We start from the raw sequence: 17,542 nt of genomic DNA on the forward strand, positions 1-17,542 counted from the left end.
CGGGCGGCCGGGCCGGTCAGGTGGCGGGCAGCACCTTGGCCGCCAGCTTCGCCAACTCGCGCAACGCCTTGCCCCGGTGGCTGATCGCGTCCTTCTCCTGCGGGGTCAGCTCCGCGTTGGTCCGCTCCTGGCCGTCGCCCACGAAGATCGGGTCGTAACCGAAGCCGCCCTCGCCGCGCGGGGCGCGCAGCAGCCGGCCGGGCTGGCGGCCGTCGACCAGGTGCTCCTTGCCGCCGGGCAGCACCAGCGCCACGGTGCAGACGAACGACGCCCCCCGGTGCTCGTCGGGCAGGTCGGCGATCTGGTCCAGCACCAGCTGAAGGTTGGCCCGGTCGTCGCCGTGCCGGCCCGCCCAGCGGGCGCTGAACACCCCGGGCATGCCGTTGAGCGCGTCGACGGCGATGCCGGAGTCGTCGGCGATGGTGGGCAGGTTGGTGCGCCGGCACCCCTCCCGCGCCTTGATCAGGGCGTTCTCGCCGAAGGTGAGGCCGGTCTCGGGCAGCTCCGGGTACTCCTCGACGTCGTCGAGACCGAGCAGGGCGATCCGGTGCGCGCCGAGCGCGCCGTCGAGGATGCGCTGCAACTCCACCAGCTTCTTACGGTTGCGGGTGGCCAGCAGGACCTTGTTCATGATGCGAGAGCCTTCCGCTGCGCCTCGGCCAGTTCCAGACAGCCCAACGACGCGACGTCCAGCAACGCGTCGAGCTGTGCCCGGGAGAAGACGCCGTCCTCGCCCGTGCCCTGCACCTCGACGAAATCGCCGTCGCCGGTGCATACGACGTTCATGTCCACCTCGGCGGCCACGTCCTCGACGTAGCAGAGGTCGAGCAGCGGCTCGCCCGCGACGATCCCGACGCTGACCGCGGCCACCGACCGGTGCATCACCTTCTCCGGCTTGCCGGCCAACGACTTGCGGCCGGCAAGCCAGCTCACCGCGTCGTAGAGGGCCACGTACGCGCCGGTGATGGAGGCGGTACGGGTGCCGCCGTCGGCCTGGAGCACGTCGCAGTCGAGCACGATCGAGTTCTCGCCGAGCGCCTTGAGGTCGACGCAGGCGCGCAGGCTGCGGCCGATCAGCCGGGAGATCTCGTGGGTCCGCCCACCGATCTTGCCGCGCACGCTCTCCCGGTCGGAGCGGGTGTTGGTGGCCCGGGGCAGCATCGCGTACTCGGCGGTCACCCAACCGAGCCCGGAACCCTTGCGCCAGCGGGGCACGCCCTCGGTGACGCTCGCCGTGCAGAGCACCCGGGTGCCGCCGAACTCGACGAGCACCGAGCCCTCCGGGTGGGTGCTCCAGCCCCTGGTCAACGTCACCGGTCGGAGTTGGTCGGGCCGCCGCCCGTCAGGTCGTGCCATCCCTGCACCCTATGCGGTCGCATGATCGGCGCATGCCCGGGTGGGCTCAGACGTCGTAGCTGGCGCCGGCCCGCACCACTTCCAGCGGCCCGGTGAACGCCCCGGCCGCCGAGGCGACGGTGTGCGACTCGCTGCCCCAGGCCGCCACCAGGTGGGTCAGCAGCAGCCGACCCACCCCCGCCTTGGTGGCCGTCTCGCCCGCCTCCCGGCCGGTCAGGTGCAGGTCCGGTGGGTTGTCCACCCCGTCGAGGTAGCTGGCCTCGCAGAGGAAGACGTCGGCGTCCTGGGCGAGGCGCAGCAGCGCGTCACACGGTGCGGTGTCCGAGGAGTAGCAGAGCACCCGACCCTCGTGCTCCAGCCGCACCCCGTACGTCTCGATCGGATGGTTGACCCGGTCGACGGTGACGGTGAACGGGCCGATCGGGAAGGTGCCCGGCTGGAGTCCGTAGAACTGGTAGACGTCCTCCACGGTGCTGTCGTCCTGGCCGTAGGCGGTGGCGAGCCGGTCCGGGGCGCCCGGCGGCGCGTAGACCGGCAGCGGCGGGTAGGGGCCGTCCGGGGCGTACCGGCGGACCACGACGTACGACGCGGCGTCGAGGATGTGGTCGCAGTGCAGGTGGGTCAGCAGGATGGCGTCGGGGGCGTGCAGGCCGGCGTACCGCTGGAGGGTGGACAGCGAGCCCGGCCCGAAGTCGACGAGCAGCCGGAAACCCTGCGCCTCGATGAGGTAGGCGGAGCAGGGGGATTCGGGGCCGGGGAAGCTTCCCGCACAGCCCAGGACGGTCAGCCGCATCCGGTCGCCCCACGATTACAGTAAGTAGTCGACACGCCGGAGTCAGCACCGATTATGATCTCTACCGACGCGTACGCCACGGTGGGCAGCCTACGCGCAGCGACCGCAGGGCAAGAATCATCTTCTGGAAGTTGTCATCAACGTGACACCCGCGGGGGCCGATCGACGCCTCCGCCGACCGGCCCCACGAAGGGTCAGGCCCAGAGCTGCCCCTCCAGGGCGCTCTCGGCGTCGGCGAGGGTGCCGCCGTACGCCCCGGTGGAGAGGTACTTCCAGCCGCCGTCGCAGACCACGAAGGCGACGTCGGCCCGCCGGCCGTCCCGGACCGCCTCGTGCGCCACCGACAGGGCGGCGTGCAGGATCGCCCCGGTGGAGAAACCGGCGAAGATCCCCTCCACCTCCACCAACTGCCGGGTGCGCAGCACCGCGTCCCTGGTGCCGACGGAGAAGCGCCGGGTGAGCACCGACGCGTCGTACAACTCGGGGACGTAACCCTCGTCGATGTTGCGCAGGCCGTAGACGAGTTCGCCGTAACGCGGCTCGGCGGCCACGACCTGGATGCCCTCGACCTTCTCCCGCAGGAACCGCCCGGTACCCATCAGGGTGCCGGTGGTGCCCAGGCCCGCCACGAAGTGCGTGATGGTGGGCAGGTCGTGCAGCAGTTCCGGGCCGGTGGTCTCGTAGTGGGCGCGGGCGTTGGCCTCGTTGCCGTACTGGTAGAGCATCACCCAGTCCGGGTGGTCGACCGCGATCTGCTTGGCGGTGGCGACCGCCTGGTTGGAGCCGCCCGCCGCCGGCGAGAAGATGATCTCCGCGCCGTACATCCGGAGCAGTTGGACCCGCTCGGTGGAGACGTTCTCCGGCATCACGCAGACCAGCCGGTAGCCGCGCAGCTTGGCCACCATGGCCAGCGAGATACCGGTGTTGCCGCTGGTCGGCTCCAGGATCGTGTCCCCGGGCCGGAGCCGGCCGGACTGCTCCGCCGCGCGGACCATGAACAGGGCCGCGCGGTCCTTGATGCTGCCGGTCGGGTTCCGGTCCTCCAGCTTGGCCCACAGCCGCACCGGCGGTGCCCCGTCGGGCACCGTCGGCGAGAGCCGCGGCAACCCCACCAGGGGGGTGCCGCCGCAGGCGTCGAGCAGGCTGTCGTACCGCGCCATGACGCCCGCCCTCAGCGGGGGGCGACGGCCGCGCGCCGTGCCGCCACCGCCGCGGTCGCCGCCCGGTGCTGGCTGATCGCCGCCGCGGCGGCGAAGCCGAACGCCCCACCGGCGACGGCCGGCAGGACGGTGACGCTGTCGCCGTCGTTGAGCTTGGCGTCCAGCGCGCCCAGGAAACGGACGTCCTCGTCGTTGACGTAGACGTTGACGAAGCGGTGCAGCGCACCGGCGTCGGTGACCAGCCGGGCCTTCAGGCCGGCGTGCCGGGTGTCCAGGTCGGTGAGCAGGTCGCCCAGGGTGTCCCCGGTGCCCTCGACGACCTTCGCGCCGCCGGTGTAGCTGCGCAGGATGGTGGGGATGCGAACCTCGATGGCCATGACGTACTCCTTGGTCGGGTGTGCCTCGGTGCCGGACGGAACAGGGTGTGCGGAGCTGGGGTCAGCTGCCGGAACACTCGTAGTCGACCGTCGCCGGGCTCTGCCCGAACATGTAGGACTGGACCGCGTGCGGATCCACCCCGGCGTCCACGATCCGCACCGGCTCCTCGGTCACCACACCGTCGACGATCCGGAACGAGCGGATCTCCTCGGTGTCCGGGTCGCGGGTCGAGACCAGCAGGTAGTGCGCGCCCGGCTCACCGGCGAAGGCGACGTCCGTGCGGGACGGGTACGCCTCGGTGGCGGTGTGTGAGTGGTAGATGACGACGGGTTCCTCGTCGCGGTCGTCCATCTCCCGCCACACCCGCAGGTGCTCCATCGAGTCGAACTCGTAGAAGGTCATCGAGCGGGCCGCGTTGTCCATCGGGATGTGCCGGGTCGGGGTGTCGCCGCCCACGGGTCCGGCGACCACCCCACACGCCTCGTCCGGGTGGTCCCGGCGCGCGTGGGCGACGATCGCGTCGACGATCGACCGGTCGATGCTCAGCACGTCGACCAGCCTAGCGCCCACCCGCCGCGCCCGGCGAGGCGGTGACCGTCACAGTTCAGTCGATCATGGCGTTGAGCAGGGATTCCTGCAGATAACCCAGATAGGCGTAGACCGACAGTTGGAACACCCTTGACGACGTGGGGTCGTCGGCGACCGCGTCGTCGAGCTCCTCACCCAGGTCGGTGCCGTCCTTGATCTCCAGCCGGACACCCATCGCCAGCCGCGCGTCGTTGAGCGCCCGCAACCACGCCTCGGCCGCCTCGGCGTCCAGCCGCACCTCCCCGCCGGCCGACTCGGGCAACGCGGCCAGCACCGCGCCCGCCTGGTCGATCTTGGCGGTCTTCAGGTCACCCTCGGTGTACCGGCGGAACTCCGCCGTACCGGCCGGATCGTCCGGGTAGGCGTCGGGGAAGAGCCGCCCGACGACCGGGTCGGTGTGGTCGAACCCGTCGGTGAGCAGGCCGACCACCTCGGTGGCGACCTTGCGCAGCACCCGGACCTCGTCGACGGCGAAGGTCGCCACGTAACAGCCGCCCTGGCGGCGGAACATGCTCACCCCGTCAACCTCCATCGCCACCGCCGGAACCGCAAACCCGGCTCACTCCTCGCGCTCACGAACGGTCCACCGTTGCCCAGAGGCCGTAGGCGTGCAACTGCGACGCGTCGTGCTCCATCCGCTCCCGGGCGCCGCTGGAGACCACTGCCCGGCCCTTGTGGTGCACGTCCAGCATCAGCTTCTCGGCCTTCTCCCGGCTGTACCCGAACAACTTCTGGAAGACCCAGGTCACGTACGTCATGAGGTTGACCGGGTCGTCCCAGACGATCGTCACCCACTGCCGGTCCTCGCCCGGCACCTCGTCGGTGTCCGGCGTCTCGACCGGGGCAACCTGTGGAGCGGCCATGCCCCCCATCGTGCCACCGGAAGTGGCGATCCGATGAACCGGAACGCCGGGGCGGCCCCGATCACCCTCCCGGGCTGCGGAAACCGGGCGGGCTGCGGACACGGCGGGGACAGGCACCGGAACGCTCGGTTCAGGCGAGCAGGATGCCGTGGTCGAGGGCGTCGGTGAGGACCGCGTCGAGCGCGAGCCGGAACGCCTCGAACCGCCGGGACACCTCGCGGGACAACTCCAGCTCGACCTCGCGCAGCGCCCGTTGCACCCAGGAGCGGGCCGCGTTCGGGTCGTCGTTGCCGGGGCTGCGCCAGTGCTGCCAGCACCCGCCGGACAGGGCGACCCCGATCCGGGGCAGCACCTCGGCGCGGGGCGCGCCGGGATGACCGAGCAGGGCGTCCAGGGCACCGGCCCCGGGCAGCACCGCCACCCCGGCGGTGCCGGTGACCAGGAGCACCCGGTCCAGTTCCTGACCGGACGGGTGGTCGGCCAACCCCCACCGGACGGCCGCGCCGATGCGCTGGCGCACCCCCTCGGCCAGCGGTGCGCCGAAGATCCGGGCGGTGGCCCCGTCGAGGATCTCCCGTACGGCCCGGTCCTGCTGCTCGGTCGCGAGCAGGGAGAGCGCCTCCAGCTCCCGGTCGAGCAGTTGCGGCAGGCCCGCGCAGCCCACCCCGAAGACGATCTCCTGGACGGTCCGCAGGTGGATGTTGGCCAGTTCCAGCGCGAGCTGCTGACGGATGCCGCGGGCGCAGAGCCGGCTCCGCCGCTCCAACCCGTCGACCCAGTCGTCCCCGGGCGCACCGGGGGCCACCGGCACCCGCCCGTACGCGCCGGGCGGCACGGGTGGCCGGGAACTCGCCCGGCGCAGCCCCTCGATGGCCGACCAGCCGACCAACGCCCGACGCAGGTCCGGGTGCTCGGCCCGGTGCACGGGATACCAGTCGGCCTCGGCCAGCCCCGGCACCGCGGCCAGCAACGTGGCCCGGTGCGCCGCGACGGTCACCGCCACCGGGTCGACCGGGCCGCCGGCCGGCGGCCCGTCGGGCGGGGACGGGAGCGCCACCCCGGTGTCGTCGGTCGCGGCCGGCTCCGCCGCCGCCCAACCTCCCGCGCCGGGGGTCACCACGAAGAAGACCCGCACCCGGGTACGCGCGACCTCGGTGAGCAGGTGCAGGTCGGCGGCGGTGAAGGTCTGGTCGGCGCCGATCACGAACAGCAGCGCGCCGGAGCGGACGACCGCGTCGAGCAGGACCCGGGCGCCGGCCACGCCGAGGGTGTCGGTGTCCGGGGTGTCGAGCACGGCGAAGTGCCGCAGCAGCCGCTCCGGCAGGCTCAGCTCGACCCGGCGTGGCGCACGGGCCAGCGCCGGGCCGGCGGCGGCCTGGTCCGCGCCGTAGGAGTGCGGCTGCCGGTAGCCCGGCACGAACGCCGCCCGGGTGGCCATCCGGGCGTGCCGGACCAGCAGGTGGCTGCCGGCGGGGGCGACGAGCATCCCGGCGGGGACCCTGAGCAGCGCGGCGAGCACCTCGCGGCGGGCCGCCCCGGCGGGGCCGGCGGCCACCACGGCGAGCGGCTCGTCGGGGTCGACCTCGGCGGCCCGCGGGTGGGCCGGGAGCGGGCCCCGGGGCGGCAGCCCGACGGCGTCGGGATGGTCGGACGGGTCGTCGGTCATGTCGACCCCGGGGAGTGGACCGGGCTTCATTCGGCCTCCGCTCGACGCGGGCGACTGGCTACACCCGCGGTAGGACGTCCGATCGGTGACGATGGGCTTCGGGAAGGTTACGGGCAGCAGCCGGCTTCACCGGAACATCTCGGGTACTCAGCAGTAACTACGACATTACTCAACTTCACAGCGTCACCGGGTGTCTCCGGACCGATTTACATCGATATGCTGCTCGGATGAGTCGGTGGAGTTTCGTCGGCCGAACGGATGAACTCAACCGTCTGTTGGCAGCGGTGCACGAGGGTCAGGGGAACGGGCTCTTCTTCAGTGGCAGTGCGGGCGTCGGCAAGAGCCGGTTGCTCCGCGAGGCGGTGGCCGCCCTGCCTCCCGAGCGGTACGCGCTGTCGTTCGTCGCGGCCAGCACGGCCACCGCGGCGCTGCCGTTCGGCGGGCTCGCCCCGGTGCTGCCGGCCGAGCAGCCACCCGGGCTCTCCCCCGCCGGGGTGCTGCGCTGGGGCGTCGACGTGCTCCAGGAGCAGGCGGCCGGGCGGCGCATCGTGCTCGCCATCGACGACGCCCATCTGCTCGACCCGCCCTCGGCGGCGCTGGTCCACCTGCTCGCCCGCGCCGAGAACACCACCGTGCTGGGCACCCTGCGCAGCGGCGAGCAGATCCCGCTGCCGATCCGGGCACTGTGGACCGACGACCTGGTCGCGCACGCCGAGCTGGCCCCGCTCGGCCCGGGTGAGACCACCGGCCTGCTCGCCGCCCTGCTGGACGGGCCGGTCGACGCCAGCTCCGCCGAGCGGCTGTTCCGGCTCTCCGCCGGCAACCCGCTGCTGCTGCGGGAGCTGGTGCTGGCCGCCACCACCGGGGGCGAACTGGTCCGCCCCTACGGGGTGTGGCGGTGGACCGGCCGGCTGGAGCTGGCCCCCAGCCTCACCGACCTGATCGACACCCGGATCGGCCGGTTGGACCCGGAGGTCCGGGCGGTGGTGGAGCTGGTCGCCTTCGGCGAGCCGCTCGGCCTGCGCCTGCTCGACCGGGCCGCCGACCCGGCCGCCGTGGAGGCCGCCGAGGAACGCGGCCTGATCACCGTCGTACCCGACGACCGGCGGACCGACGTTCGGCTCGCCCATCCGCTGTACGGCGAGGTGATCCGCCGTCGCTGCCCGGTCAGCCGGACCCGCCGCCTGAAAGCCCAGCTCGCCGAGCGGGTGGAGTCCGCCGGCGCCCGCCGCCGGGGCGACCTGCTCCGGGTGGCGGTGTGGCGGCTCGACTCCGGTACCGCCCAGGACCCGGCCCTGCTGCTGCACGCGGCCGTCCAGGCGTTCACCCGGTACGACGTGCCGTTGGCCACCCGGCTGGCCCGGGCCGCGCTCGACGCCGACGGCGGCTACGACGCCGCCGAACTGCTCGCCACCATCCTGATGTTCGGCGACCGGCCGGCCGAGGCGATCGGGGTGCTCGACGCGGTGGCCGACGACATCGTCTGCGAACACCGACGCGGTCGCTGGCTCACCGTACGTGGGATGGTCAGCTACTGGGGACTCAGCGACCGGTCCACCGTGGACAGCCTCGCGGCGGCCGGGCACGCCCTGACCGACCCCGGGCACCAGGCCCGGGTGCGCGCCTTCGAGGCGATCATGCGGTTGCACGGCCTGGAGGTCGACACCGCCCTGCGACTCGGCCGGTCGGTGCTGGACCGGCCGGCGGCCAGCGTCGCCGCCCGCGAGCTGGCCCGGTGCACCATCGCCCACGCCGACGCGGTGCGCGGCCGGTTCCGGGCCAGCGCTGCGGCGATCGACCGGGTGCAGGCGGAGGCGGCGAACTGGCGGGCCGACATGCCGTACCTGCAACTGGCCATGGAACTGGCCCGGGGCACCCGGCTGGCGCTCTGCGGGGACCTGGCCGGCATCGACGCCATCGTGGCCGACGAGTTCGCCGACCAGGCCGGTGCCGGGGACTTCCGGCTCGGCACCGGCTACCTGTCCATCCTCCAGGCGTACGCGGCACGGCTGCGCGGTCGTGGTGACGACGCGCTCAAGGCCAGCCTCGGCGCGTGCGCGGTGCTCGCCACCAGCCGGGTCTTCGCGGGACTGGCGCACGCCGAACGGGCCCAGGCGGCGGTGCTGCGCGGCGACCCGGCCACCGCCGTGGAGGCGATGGCGGAGGCCGACCGGACCCAGGCCCCCGGCATGGCGGTGCTCCAACCGTGGCTGGAGCAGGCGCGGGCCGCGGTGCTGGCCGCCGGGGGTGACCTGGCCGGGGCGGCGCGGCACCTCGGCACGCTGGTCGACCGGTTGCGCGCCGACGGGTTCGCCGGCCACGAGGTGCTGGTGCTGCACGACCTGGTCCGGCTCGGCCGGGCCACCGCCCCGGTCGGGCCGACCTGCACCGACGGCAGCCGGCGTACGGTGGCACAGCGGTTGACCGAACTCTCCGAGACCGTCGACGGGGCGCTGACCCCGTTGCTCGCCCGGTACGCGCGGGCCGCCGCCGCCCGCGACGGGGAGGCCCTGCTGGAGGTGGCGGACGGCCTCACGAAGCTGGACCTGACGGTCTGGGCGGTCGACGCCACGGCGACGGCGCTGCACGGCTGGCGACGGGACCGCTCGACGTCGGCCGCCGCCGCACACGAACGGCTCGCCGCCCTGCTCACCCGCTGCGACCAGATCCGTACCCCGGCGCTCACCGCGTTGCGGCCCACGCTCAGCGGCCGGGAGTTGGAGGTCGCCGCGCTCGCCGCCGCCGGGGTGACCAGCCGGGCCATCGCGGGCCGGCTGTTCCTGTCGCCCCGGACGGTGGAGAACCATCTCCAGCGGGTCTACAGCAAGCTCGGCATCTCCGGCCGGGCCGAGCTGGGTGCGGCGCTGCGGGCGATCCCGGGCCACGGCGACGCTCCGACCGGCTGAACTCTAGGCTGGGCTGGTGAGCCACCTTCGCCCCGCGCTGCTGACCGACCACTACGAGCTGACCATGGTCAGTGCCGCCCTGCGCGACGGCACCGCCGACCGCCGGTGCACCTTCGAGGTGTTCAGCCGACGCCTGCCCACCGGACGCCGGTACGGGGTGGTCGCGGGGACCGGCCGCCTGATCGACATGGTCAGGGAGTTCCGGTTCGCCCCGGAGGAGGTCGAGTTCCTGCTCCGCACCGGGGTGGTCGACGAGCCGGCCGCCCGCTGGCTGGCCGGCTACCGGTTCACCGGCGACATCGACGGGTACGCCGAGGGCGAGCTGTTCTTCCCCGGCTCCCCGATCCTCACCATCTCCGGCGGTTTCGCCGAGTGCGTGGTGCTGGAGACGCTGGTGCTGTCGGTGCTCAACCACGACTGCGCGGTGGCCGCGGCGGCCGCCCGGATGGTCACCGCGGCCCGGGGCCGGGCGCTGATCGAGATGGGTTCCCGGCGGGCCCACGAGGAGGCGGCGGTGGCCGCCGCGCGGGCGGCGTACCTGGCCGGGTTCCGGTTCACCTCCAACCTCGCCGCCGGCCAGCGGTACGGCATCCCCACCGCCGGGACCGCCGCGCACGCGTTCACCCTGCTGCACGACGACGAGCGGACGGCGTTCGCCTCGCAGGTCGCCACGCTGGGCCGGGACACCACGCTGCTGGTCGACACGTACGACATCAGCCAGGGCATCCGGACCGCCATCGAGGTGGCCGGGCCGCAACTACGGGCCGTGCGGATCGACTCCGGCGACCTCGCGGTCATCGCCCAGCAGTCCCGGGAACTGCTCGACTCGCTCGGGGCCACCGAGACGAAGATCATCGTCTCGGGGGATCTCGACGAGTACGCCATCGCCGCGCTCGCCGCCGAACCCGTCGACATGTACGGCGCGGGCACCGCCGTGGTCACCGGTTCCGGAGCGCCCACCGCCAGCCTGGTCTACAAGCTGGTCGAGGTGGACGGGCGGCCGGTGGTCAAGCGTTCCGAGAACAAGGGCACCATCGGGGGCCGGAAGGTCGCGGTGCGCCGGCACAAGCCCACCGGCACCGCCACCGAGGAGGTCGTCGTCTCGCAGGGCGTACCGGACCGGCAGGCCAACGACCGGCTGCTCCAGCACTCGTACGTGGTCGACGGCGAGCCGGTCGACCTGCCGGGCATCGAGCAGTCCCGCGAGCACCTGAGGGAATGCCTGATCTCGATCCCGTGGGAGGGGTTGAAGCTCTCCGCCGGTGATCCGGCGATCCCGGTCACGGTCGTACCGGCCGGTTGAGCCGCCGGGGCAGACTGGGTCGTGCCGCAGGTGGATCACCGGCGGAGAGCGGAGAGGAAGGGCACCGATGGCCAACGCGCTGATCATCGTGGACGTGCAGAACGACTTCTGTGAGGGCGGTTCCCTCGCCGTCACCGGGGGCGCGGGCGTCGCCGCCGGCATCTCCGGTCTGCTGGCCGGGGAACCGCGCCGGTGGGACCACGTGGTCGCCACCAAGGACTACCACGTCGACCCGGGGGCGCACTTCGGCGACCCGCCGGACTACGTCGAGTCGTGGCCCCGGCACTGCGTGGTCGGCACCCCAGGCAGCGAATTCCACCCCGACCTGGTGACCGACCGGGTCGAGGCGGTCTTCCACAAGGGTGAACACGCTGCCGCGTACTCCGGGTTCGAGGGGCACGCCGACGACGGCGAGTGCCTGGCCGACTGGCTGCGCCGGCACGACGTGGACCGGGTCGACGTGGTCGGCATCGCCACCGACCACTGCGTGCGGGCCACCGCCCTGGACGCCGCCCGGGAGGGCTTCGCCACCACCGTGCTGCTCGACCTGACCGCAGCGGTCGCGCCGGCGACGCTGGACGTGGCGCTGCGCGCGATGGACGGCGCCGGGGTGACCCTGCGCGGGGAGCCGGTGATCAGCGCCGCATGAGCCGGTAATCGCTTGCCGATGTCGTACCCCCGGTCCAGGATGACCGCCGGAGGTACGGAGCATCATGACGTTGACGCCTTACCGGCAGGCCCTGGCCCAGCCCGGCCTGCGGGCCCTGCTGTTGGTGGCGGTGCTGGCCCGCATCCCGCTCACCGCGACGGGGGTGACGCTCACCTTCTACGTGGTGCTGGAGCTGGGCCGGGGTTACGGTGCCGCCGGCCTGGTCGGTGCCGCGTCGGTCGCCGGGGCGGCCATCGGCGCGCCCCTGCTGGGCCGGTTGGTCGACAGGCATGGTCTGCGTCCGGTGGTCGCGGTCACCACCGTCGTCGAGGCGGCCTTCTGGGCGAGCGCCCCGACGTTGAGCCTGCCGCTGCTGCTGCCCGCCGCGTTCGTGGCCGGGCTGTTCGCGCTGCCGGTCTTCTCGGTGGTCCGGCAGTCGATCGCCGCGCTGGTGCCGGTCCAGCGCCGCCGACCCGCGTACGCGCTGGACTCGATGTCGATGGAGCTGTCCTTCATGATCGGGCCGGCGCTGGCCGTGGCGTTGGCCACCGCCGTCTCGCCCCGGGTCACGCTGTGGGCGGTGGGCGCGGGCATCGTCGGCGCGGGCATCGTCCTCTGGCTGCTCGATCCGCCCACCCGCAGCGCCGACGAGCCGGTCGGCCCGCAGCCCCGGGTGCCCCGGCGGCAGTGGCTGACCGGCCGCCTGCTCGCCGTGTTCGCGGTGAGCGCCGCCGCGACCCTGGTGCTCGGCGGCACCGACGTGGCGGTGGTGGCGGTGCTGCGGGCCGGCGGCGAGGTCGGCTGGACGGGCGCGGTGCTCACCGCCTGGGCGATCGCCTCGCTGGTCGGTGGCTTCGCGTACGGTGCCGTCCGCCGTTCCTTCTCCCCGCTGACCCTGGCCGCCCTGCTCAGCCTCTGCACCATCCCGGTCGGGTTGGGCGGCGGCCACTGGTGGCTGCTCTGCCTGACTCTGCTGCCGGCCGGCGCGCTCTGCGCCCCCACCATCGCCGCCACCGCCGACGCGGTCAGCCGGCTAGCCCCCGCCGGGGTACGCGGCGAGGCGATGGGCCTGCACGGCTCCGCCACCACGGTCGGCATCGCGCTCGGCGCTCCGCTGGCCGGCGCGGTGATCGACGCCTCGGTGCCGCTGTGGGGGTTCGTGGTCACCGGGGCGGTGGGGCTGCTGGTGACCCTGGTGGTCCTGCCGACGGAGCTGCGTCACCGCCGCCCGCCCACCGCCCCGGCATCCACCCTGTCCACGCCGGCACCAGAACCGGCACCGGCCGCCTGAGCCACCGCCTGCCGACCCACCCGGAGCCGCGTCCCCGTAGCCACGTCACGACCGGCGCCGCGCGGGTGGGTCGGCGACGCGCGGTGCCGGCGGTGTCCGGCCGCCGTGGGTGCGGTGGCCAGCGGTTCGCGGTGGTCGGTGGTGCGCGTGGCCGTAGGTGCGTTGCGGGCGTCACGCGCCCCGGCCCGTCGGCGGGGTGCCATGGGTGGCGGGCACACCCGGAGGTCCGCCGCCGCCCGGGCACATACCTTCACCGTTGAGCGGTATGCCTCAGAGTCATAACTATGACTCTGAGGCATACCGCTCAACCGGGAGTGGGTCACCCCGGCCGGTTCACACCAGTGGGAGGCGCGACCGGAGCATGAGCTCCGCCCGGCTCCCCCGGTCCGTCACCGCGAGGAACAGCGGAGGGCCAGGGACGACGGAAGGCTGGAACAGCGGAGGGCGGGGAATGACGAAGGGCACCGCGCCCCGGTGGGGTGCGGTGCCCTTCGGTGGTTCGGGCCGGGCGTCAGCGCTGGTCGAGGTTACCGGAGGTGTCCTCCTGGTAGCTGGCACCGCCGTTGACCTCGCTGGTCAGCGGCTTGGCGCCACCCTCGGGCGGGCCGGCGAGGCTCTGCCCGGCGGCCAGTTCGGGGAACTTCGCGTCGAACGCCGGGCGCTCGGAACGGATCCGGGGCATCCGGTCGAAGTTACGCAGCGGCGGCGGGGAGCTGGTCGCCCACTCCAGCGAGTTGCCGTGGCCCCACGGGTCGTCCACCTCGACGACCGGCCCGGTCTTGTACGACTTCCAGCAGTTCCAGATGAACGGCAGGGTCGAGACACCGGTGATGAACGCGCCGATCGTGGAGATCATGTTGAGCGTGGTGAAGCCGTCGCCGGGCAGGTAGTCGGCGTACCGGCGGGGCATGCCCTCGGCGCCGAGCCAGTGCTGCACCAGGAAGGTGGTGTGGAAGCCGATCATCGTGAGCCAGAAGTGGATCTTGCCCAGGCGCTCGTCGAGCATCCGGCCGAACATCTTCGGGAACCAGAAGTAGATGCCACCGAAGACGGCGAACACGATGGTGCCGAAGAGCACGTAGTGGAAGTGCGCCACGACGAAGTAGTTGTCGTGCAGGTGGAAGTCGAGCGGCGGGCTGGCCAGCAGCACCCCGGTCAGACCGCCGAAGAGGAAGGTCACCAGGAAGCCGATGGCGAACAGCATCGGCGTCTCGAAGGTGATCTGGCCCCGCCACATCGTGCCGATCCAGTTGAAGAACTTCATGCCGGTCGGCACCGCGATCAGGTAGCTGAGGAAGCTGAAGAACGGCAGCAGCACCTGGCCGGTGGCGAACATGTGGTGCGCCCAGACGCTCATCGACAGGGCGGCGATGGCGATGGTGGCGGCGACGAGGCCCTTGTAACCGAAGATCGGCTTCCGGGAGAAGACCGGGATGATCTCGGTGATGATGCCGAAGAACGGCAGCGCGATGATGTACACCTCGGGGTGACCGAAGAACCAGAAGAGGTGCTGCCACAGCATCGGGCCGCCGGTGGCCGGGTCGTAGACGTGCGCACCGAGCAGCCGGTCCGCGGCCAACGCGAAGAGCGCGGCGGCCAGCAGCGGGAAGACCAGGATCGCCAGCAGGCTGGTGACCAGCATGTTCCACGTGAAGATCGGCATCCGGAACATGGTCATGCCGGGGGCGCGCAGGGTCAGGATCGTGGTGATCAGGTTGACCGCACCGAGGATGGTGCCCAGACCCGAGATGGCCAGGCCGACGACCCACATGTTCGCGCCGACGCCGGGCGAGTGCTCGATGCTGCTCAGCGGGGTGTAGGCGGTCCAGCCGAAGTCGGCGGCGCCACCCGGGCTGAGGAAACCGGCGGTCGCCATCGTGCCGCCGAACAGGTACAGCCAGTAGGCGAAGGCGTTCAGCCGGGGGAACGAGACGTCGGGGGCACCGATCTGCAACGGCACGACGTAGTTGGCGAACGCGAACACGATCGGCGTCGCGAAGAACAGCAGCATGATCGTGCCGTGCATGGTGAACAGCTGGTTGTACTGCTCCGGCGACAGGAACTGCATGCCCGGCCGCGCCAACTCGGCTCGCATGATCAGGGCCATCAGGCCACCGATCATGAAGAACACGAACGCGGTGACCATGTACATGATCCCGATCTGCTTCGCGTCCGTGGTGCGCAGCAGCCGCGCGATGGCCGACCCCTTGACCGGCTCTCGGACCGGCCATGGCCGGGTCACGACCGGCTTGGGTGCGACGGTGGTCACGAATGGCCTCCGGTTCTCGGTTGTCCCGCTCGGCACGCCTCGTCAACTGCGGGCCGTCATCCGAAAGGATGTTAGTCCCCGGCAGGTGGCAGCACCGCTCGGGGTGCTCTGGCACCATGTCCGGTCACCCGGCGCACCTACAGCGGGCCGACCAGGAGCCGGTAGTGCTCGCCGAAGATCCGCCCGCCCCGCCCGCGCAGCAACGGGTCGCGCAGCGCCGGCGGCACGTCCCGGGTGCGGTTGCGGTCGCGGGTCCGGTCCCGCACCCATCGGGTACGCGGACGGCGGCGGCTCTCGTACGCGACCAGGGCGGCCTCGACGCTGCCGGCGGCGCGCAGCGACTCGGCGAGGACCACCGCGTCCTCCAGCGCCATCGCGATCCCCTGGGACAGGGTGGGCGCGGTGGCGTGCGCGGCGTCGCCGACCAGCAGCACCCGGCCCCGGTGCCAGCGGCCCAGCTCGACCTCGTCGGTGAGCCCGACCTGCACGTCGCGCCAGGCGGCCAGCACCGCCGGGACCGGCCCGCCGTAGCCGCCGAAGAGTTCGTCCAGCCGGGCCACCGGATCGGCCGGGGCGACGGTGCCCGCCTCGTCGGCGTAGCAGTAGAGCCGGCCCGCGCCGAGCGGCACCACCAGGAAGCCGGCCCGCCGGCCGAGCAGCGCCGTCCAGTCGGCCACGTCCGGGCCGTCGCGCACCACGCCCCGGTAGACCACCTGACCGGCGGGGCGGGGCGGGCCGCCGAGCGCGGCCAGGGAGCGGACCGCCGAACGGGGGCCGTCGGCACCGATCACCAGGTCGTACTCGCCGCCGGTGCCGTCGGTGAAGGTGACCGCCACCCCGGCGGGCAGCAGCTCGACGGTGCTCACCTCGGCGCCGTGCCGCACGGCGCCCCCGGCACCGCTGAGCAGCACCTGGTAGAGGTCGCGGCGGGGCAGCGCCCGGCACTCCCCCACCTCGGCCCAGAGCGTGTCGAGGTCCACCTCACAGAGCGGGTCACCGGCGGCGTCGAGGAACCGTTGGCGGTGGATCACCTGGCCGAGCGGGCGGACCGGGCCGTCGAGGTCGAGCCGGCGCAACGCACGGGCGGCGTTGCCGGGCAAATAGAGGCCGGTGTCGGCCAGTTCGTTCGGGGGGAGTTTCTCGGTGACGTCCGGCCGGAAGCCGGCCAACCGCAGGGCGCGGGCGACGGCCAGACCGGCGATGCCCGCGCCGACGACGAGGATGCGCAGGGGGGAGCCACGCATGGTGGTGTACGCCTCCGGAGGGGATCGGTACGCGGTGAAGGCAAGACACTACTCCGCGCGATCGGCGCACACCAGAGCCGATGATCCCCCATCCGGCACGCTCCGAACCGGACAGAAAGTTGTCCAGCCCACTGAACGGGGTTCGATCGAAGAATACCCATCGGCCTGATGTCGCTCGTCTCACTACAGTGACCGCGTGACAACGGACGAGTCATACCGCTCGGTCAAGTCGGCGGGTCGGGCACTGGACGTGCTGGAGGCGCTCGCCACCCCGGACGGCCCCCGTTCACCGGTGGAGTTGAGCCGGGCGCTGGGCATCCCCAAGAGCAGTCTGCACGCCATCCTGCGGACCCTGCTGGACCGCGAGTGGGTGGCCGCCGACCCGACCGGTACCCGGTTCTCGGTGGGGTTGCGGGCGCTGGAGGTCGGCGCGACGTTCCTGGCCGGCGCGGACGTCGCCGCCCTGCACGAGGTGACCCTGGACCGGTTGGCCGAGTTCTCCGGCGAGACGGTGCAGCTCTACCGGCTCGACCGGGGCGCGGTGGTGCTGCTGGCGCGGCGGGACTCGGCGCACGTGGTGCGGCCGGTCTGTGCGGTGGGTCGTCGGCTGCCCGCGCACGCCACCGCGGCCGGCAAGGCGCTGCTTGCCGCACGGTCCGACGAGGAGGTGGACCGGCTGTTGCAGTGGCCGCTGCCGGCGGTCACCGGGCGGACGGTCACCACGCCGGAGGCGCTGCGCGCCGAGTTGGCCGCGGTGCGGCGGCGGGGCTGGGCCGAGGAGTGGGAGGAGTGCGGTCCGGGGCTGGCGGCGGTGGCGGTGGCCGTACCGCTGCGGGAGCCTGCGGTGGACGCGATCGCGGTGGCCGCGCCGGTGGACCGGCTGGGGCCCGAGGTACGGACGCGGTTGGCGGCGGTGCTGCGGGAGGCGGCGGGGCAGGTTCGGACGGCGCGCACGCTGCTCGCGCCCAACCTGTAGAACACGGTTCACGTCCGGGGACGAGATCGGCCGCCCACTTAACCGGTTCAGTTGCACAGCAGTTTCAAGTATGTAAATGTGTTCGGGACCGTGGGAGCGC

At 72.9% G+C, this 17,542-nt stretch carries 16 protein-coding genes; 5 read left to right on the forward strand and 11 right to left on the reverse strand.

The window, feature by feature from the left end; translation table 11 throughout:
• Nucleotides 1–16: 16 nt before the first annotated feature.
• The 9 genes from rdgB to ACN260_RS23875 all read right to left on the reverse strand — a co-directional run bounded on the left by rdgB (nucleotide 17) and on the right by ACN260_RS23875 (nucleotide 6,834).
• Nucleotides 17–631 (reverse strand): RdgB/HAM1 family non-canonical purine NTP pyrophosphatase, encoded by a 615-nt coding sequence (gene rdgB, locus ACN260_RS23835; RefSeq protein WP_422753135.1) that lies wholly within the window; start codon nucleotides 629–631, stop codon nucleotides 17–19.
• Nucleotides 628–1,356, reverse strand: a complete 729-nt coding sequence (rph, locus tag ACN260_RS23840) for a ribonuclease PH (protein WP_422753136.1) — start codon at nucleotides 1,354–1,356, stop codon at nucleotides 628–630. Before rph ends, rdgB begins: the two co-directional genes overlap by 4 nt.
• Before the next feature lie 46 nt (nucleotides 1,357–1,402).
• On the reverse strand, nucleotides 1,403–2,149 hold the full coding sequence (locus tag ACN260_RS23845; RefSeq protein WP_088641778.1) for an MBL fold metallo-hydrolase: 747 nt from the start codon (nucleotides 2,147–2,149) through the stop codon (nucleotides 1,403–1,405).
• A 194-nt stretch (nucleotides 2,150–2,343) separates the two neighbouring features.
• Complete coding sequence (locus tag ACN260_RS23850; protein WP_204927212.1) at nucleotides 2,344–3,309, reverse strand: PLP-dependent cysteine synthase family protein; 966 nt, start codon at nucleotides 3,307–3,309, stop codon at nucleotides 2,344–2,346.
• A gap of 11 nt (nucleotides 3,310–3,320) precedes the next feature.
• On the reverse strand, nucleotides 3,321–3,686 hold the full coding sequence (locus ACN260_RS23855) for a MoaD/ThiS family protein (protein ID WP_204956644.1): 366 nt from the start codon (nucleotides 3,684–3,686) through the stop codon (nucleotides 3,321–3,323).
• 61 nt (nucleotides 3,687–3,747) lie between these two features.
• Nucleotides 3,748–4,236 carry a Mov34/MPN/PAD-1 family protein gene (locus tag ACN260_RS23860; RefSeq protein ID WP_421485893.1) on the reverse strand — a complete coding sequence of 163 codons (489 nt, stop codon included), beginning with the start codon at nucleotides 4,234–4,236 and terminating at the stop codon, nucleotides 3,748–3,750.
• 55 nt (nucleotides 4,237–4,291) lie between these two features.
• On the reverse strand, nucleotides 4,292–4,792 hold the full coding sequence (locus ACN260_RS23865; protein ID WP_372444630.1) for a DUF2017 domain-containing protein: 501 nt from the start codon (nucleotides 4,790–4,792) through the stop codon (nucleotides 4,292–4,294).
• Between the two features lie 55 nt (nucleotides 4,793–4,847).
• A complete protein-coding gene (clpS, locus tag ACN260_RS23870) occupies nucleotides 4,848–5,138 on the reverse strand; it encodes an ATP-dependent Clp protease adapter ClpS (RefSeq protein WP_422753137.1) in 291 nt (96 codons plus the stop codon).
• Between the two features lie 130 nt (nucleotides 5,139–5,268).
• The gene (locus tag ACN260_RS23875) at nucleotides 5,269–6,834 is read right to left on the reverse strand and encodes a hypothetical protein (RefSeq protein ID WP_422753138.1); all 1,566 of its coding nucleotides are present in this window, start codon (nucleotides 6,832–6,834) and stop codon (nucleotides 5,269–5,271) included.
• A gap of 197 nt (nucleotides 6,835–7,031) precedes the next feature.
• On the opposite strand from ACN260_RS23875, the gene ACN260_RS23880 reads away from it, so the two are divergent.
• From ACN260_RS23880 to ACN260_RS23895, 4 genes are all read left to right on the forward strand, one after another.
• A complete protein-coding gene (locus ACN260_RS23880; RefSeq protein ID WP_422753139.1) occupies nucleotides 7,032–9,710 on the forward strand; it encodes a LuxR C-terminal-related transcriptional regulator in 2,679 nt (892 codons plus the stop codon).
• Nucleotides 9,711–9,726: 16 nt separating this feature from the next.
• Nucleotides 9,727–11,013: a nicotinate phosphoribosyltransferase gene (locus ACN260_RS23885; protein WP_422753140.1), complete on the forward strand. Its 1,287-nt coding sequence runs from the start codon at nucleotides 9,727–9,729 to the stop codon at nucleotides 11,011–11,013.
• Nucleotides 11,014–11,080: 67 nt separating this feature from the next.
• Nucleotides 11,081–11,662, forward strand: coding sequence for an isochorismatase family protein (locus ACN260_RS23890; RefSeq protein ID WP_204927218.1), 582 nt, complete (start codon nucleotides 11,081–11,083; stop codon nucleotides 11,660–11,662).
• Nucleotides 11,663–11,726: 64 nt separating this feature from the next.
• Entirely contained in the window at nucleotides 11,727–12,953 is a 1,227-nt protein-coding gene (locus ACN260_RS23895) for an MFS transporter (protein ID WP_422753141.1), read from the forward strand.
• Between the two features lie 511 nt (nucleotides 12,954–13,464).
• Here ACN260_RS23895 and ctaD read toward each other — a convergent pair.
• Together ctaD and ACN260_RS23905 are read right to left on the reverse strand one after the other, a co-directional pair.
• The gene (ctaD, locus tag ACN260_RS23900; protein ID WP_422753142.1) at nucleotides 13,465–15,222 is read right to left on the reverse strand and encodes a cytochrome c oxidase subunit I; all 1,758 of its coding nucleotides are present in this window, start codon (nucleotides 15,220–15,222) and stop codon (nucleotides 13,465–13,467) included.
• A 137-nt stretch (nucleotides 15,223–15,359) separates the two neighbouring features.
• Nucleotides 15,360–16,466, reverse strand: coding sequence for an FAD-dependent monooxygenase (locus ACN260_RS23905; protein ID WP_422753143.1), 1,107 nt, complete (start codon nucleotides 16,464–16,466; stop codon nucleotides 15,360–15,362).
• Nucleotides 16,467–16,662: 196 nt separating this feature from the next.
• On the opposite strand from ACN260_RS23905, the gene ACN260_RS23910 reads away from it, so the two are divergent.
• The gene (locus tag ACN260_RS23910) at nucleotides 16,663–17,442 is read left to right on the forward strand and encodes an IclR family transcriptional regulator (protein WP_422753144.1); all 780 of its coding nucleotides are present in this window, start codon (nucleotides 16,663–16,665) and stop codon (nucleotides 17,440–17,442) included.
• The last annotated feature ends 100 nt before the right edge of the window (nucleotides 17,443–17,542 follow it).

Source organism: Micromonospora sp. WMMD708 (assembly GCF_049315245.1).
Lineage (GTDB): Bacteria > Actinomycetota > Actinomycetes > Mycobacteriales > Micromonosporaceae > Micromonospora > Micromonospora wenchangensis.

What these genes read in the sequence shown, in the direction of transcription:
- rdgB (WP_422753135.1), bottom strand. Translation starts at nt 631, where the DNA reads ATGAACAAGGTCCTGCTGGCCACCCGCAACCGTAAGAAGCTGGTGGAG.
- rph (WP_422753136.1), bottom strand. Translation starts at nt 1,356, where the DNA reads ATGGCACGACCTGACGGGCGGCGGCCCGACCAACTCCGACCGGTGACG.
- ACN260_RS23845 (WP_088641778.1), bottom strand. Translation starts at nt 2,149, where the DNA reads ATGCGGCTGACCGTCCTGGGCTGTGCGGGAAGCTTCCCCGGCCCCGAA.
- ACN260_RS23850 (WP_204927212.1), bottom strand. Translation starts at nt 3,309, where the DNA reads ATGGCGCGGTACGACAGCCTGCTCGACGCCTGCGGCGGCACCCCCCTG.
- ACN260_RS23855 (WP_204956644.1), bottom strand. Translation starts at nt 3,686, where the DNA reads ATGGCCATCGAGGTTCGCATCCCCACCATCCTGCGCAGCTACACCGGC.
- clpS (WP_422753137.1), bottom strand. Translation starts at nt 5,138, where the DNA reads ATGGCCGCTCCACAGGTTGCCCCGGTCGAGACGCCGGACACCGACGAG.
- ACN260_RS23875 (WP_422753138.1), bottom strand. Translation starts at nt 6,834, where the DNA reads ATGAAGCCCGGTCCACTCCCCGGGGTCGACATGACCGACGACCCGTCC.
- ACN260_RS23880 (WP_422753139.1), top strand. Translation starts at nt 7,032, where the DNA reads ATGAGTCGGTGGAGTTTCGTCGGCCGAACGGATGAACTCAACCGTCTG.
- ACN260_RS23890 (WP_204927218.1), top strand. Translation starts at nt 11,081, where the DNA reads ATGGCCAACGCGCTGATCATCGTGGACGTGCAGAACGACTTCTGTGAG.
- ACN260_RS23895 (WP_422753141.1), top strand. Translation starts at nt 11,727, where the DNA reads ATGACGTTGACGCCTTACCGGCAGGCCCTGGCCCAGCCCGGCCTGCGG.
- ACN260_RS23905 (WP_422753143.1), bottom strand. Translation starts at nt 16,466, where the DNA reads ATGCGTGGCTCCCCCCTGCGCATCCTCGTCGTCGGCGCGGGCATCGCC.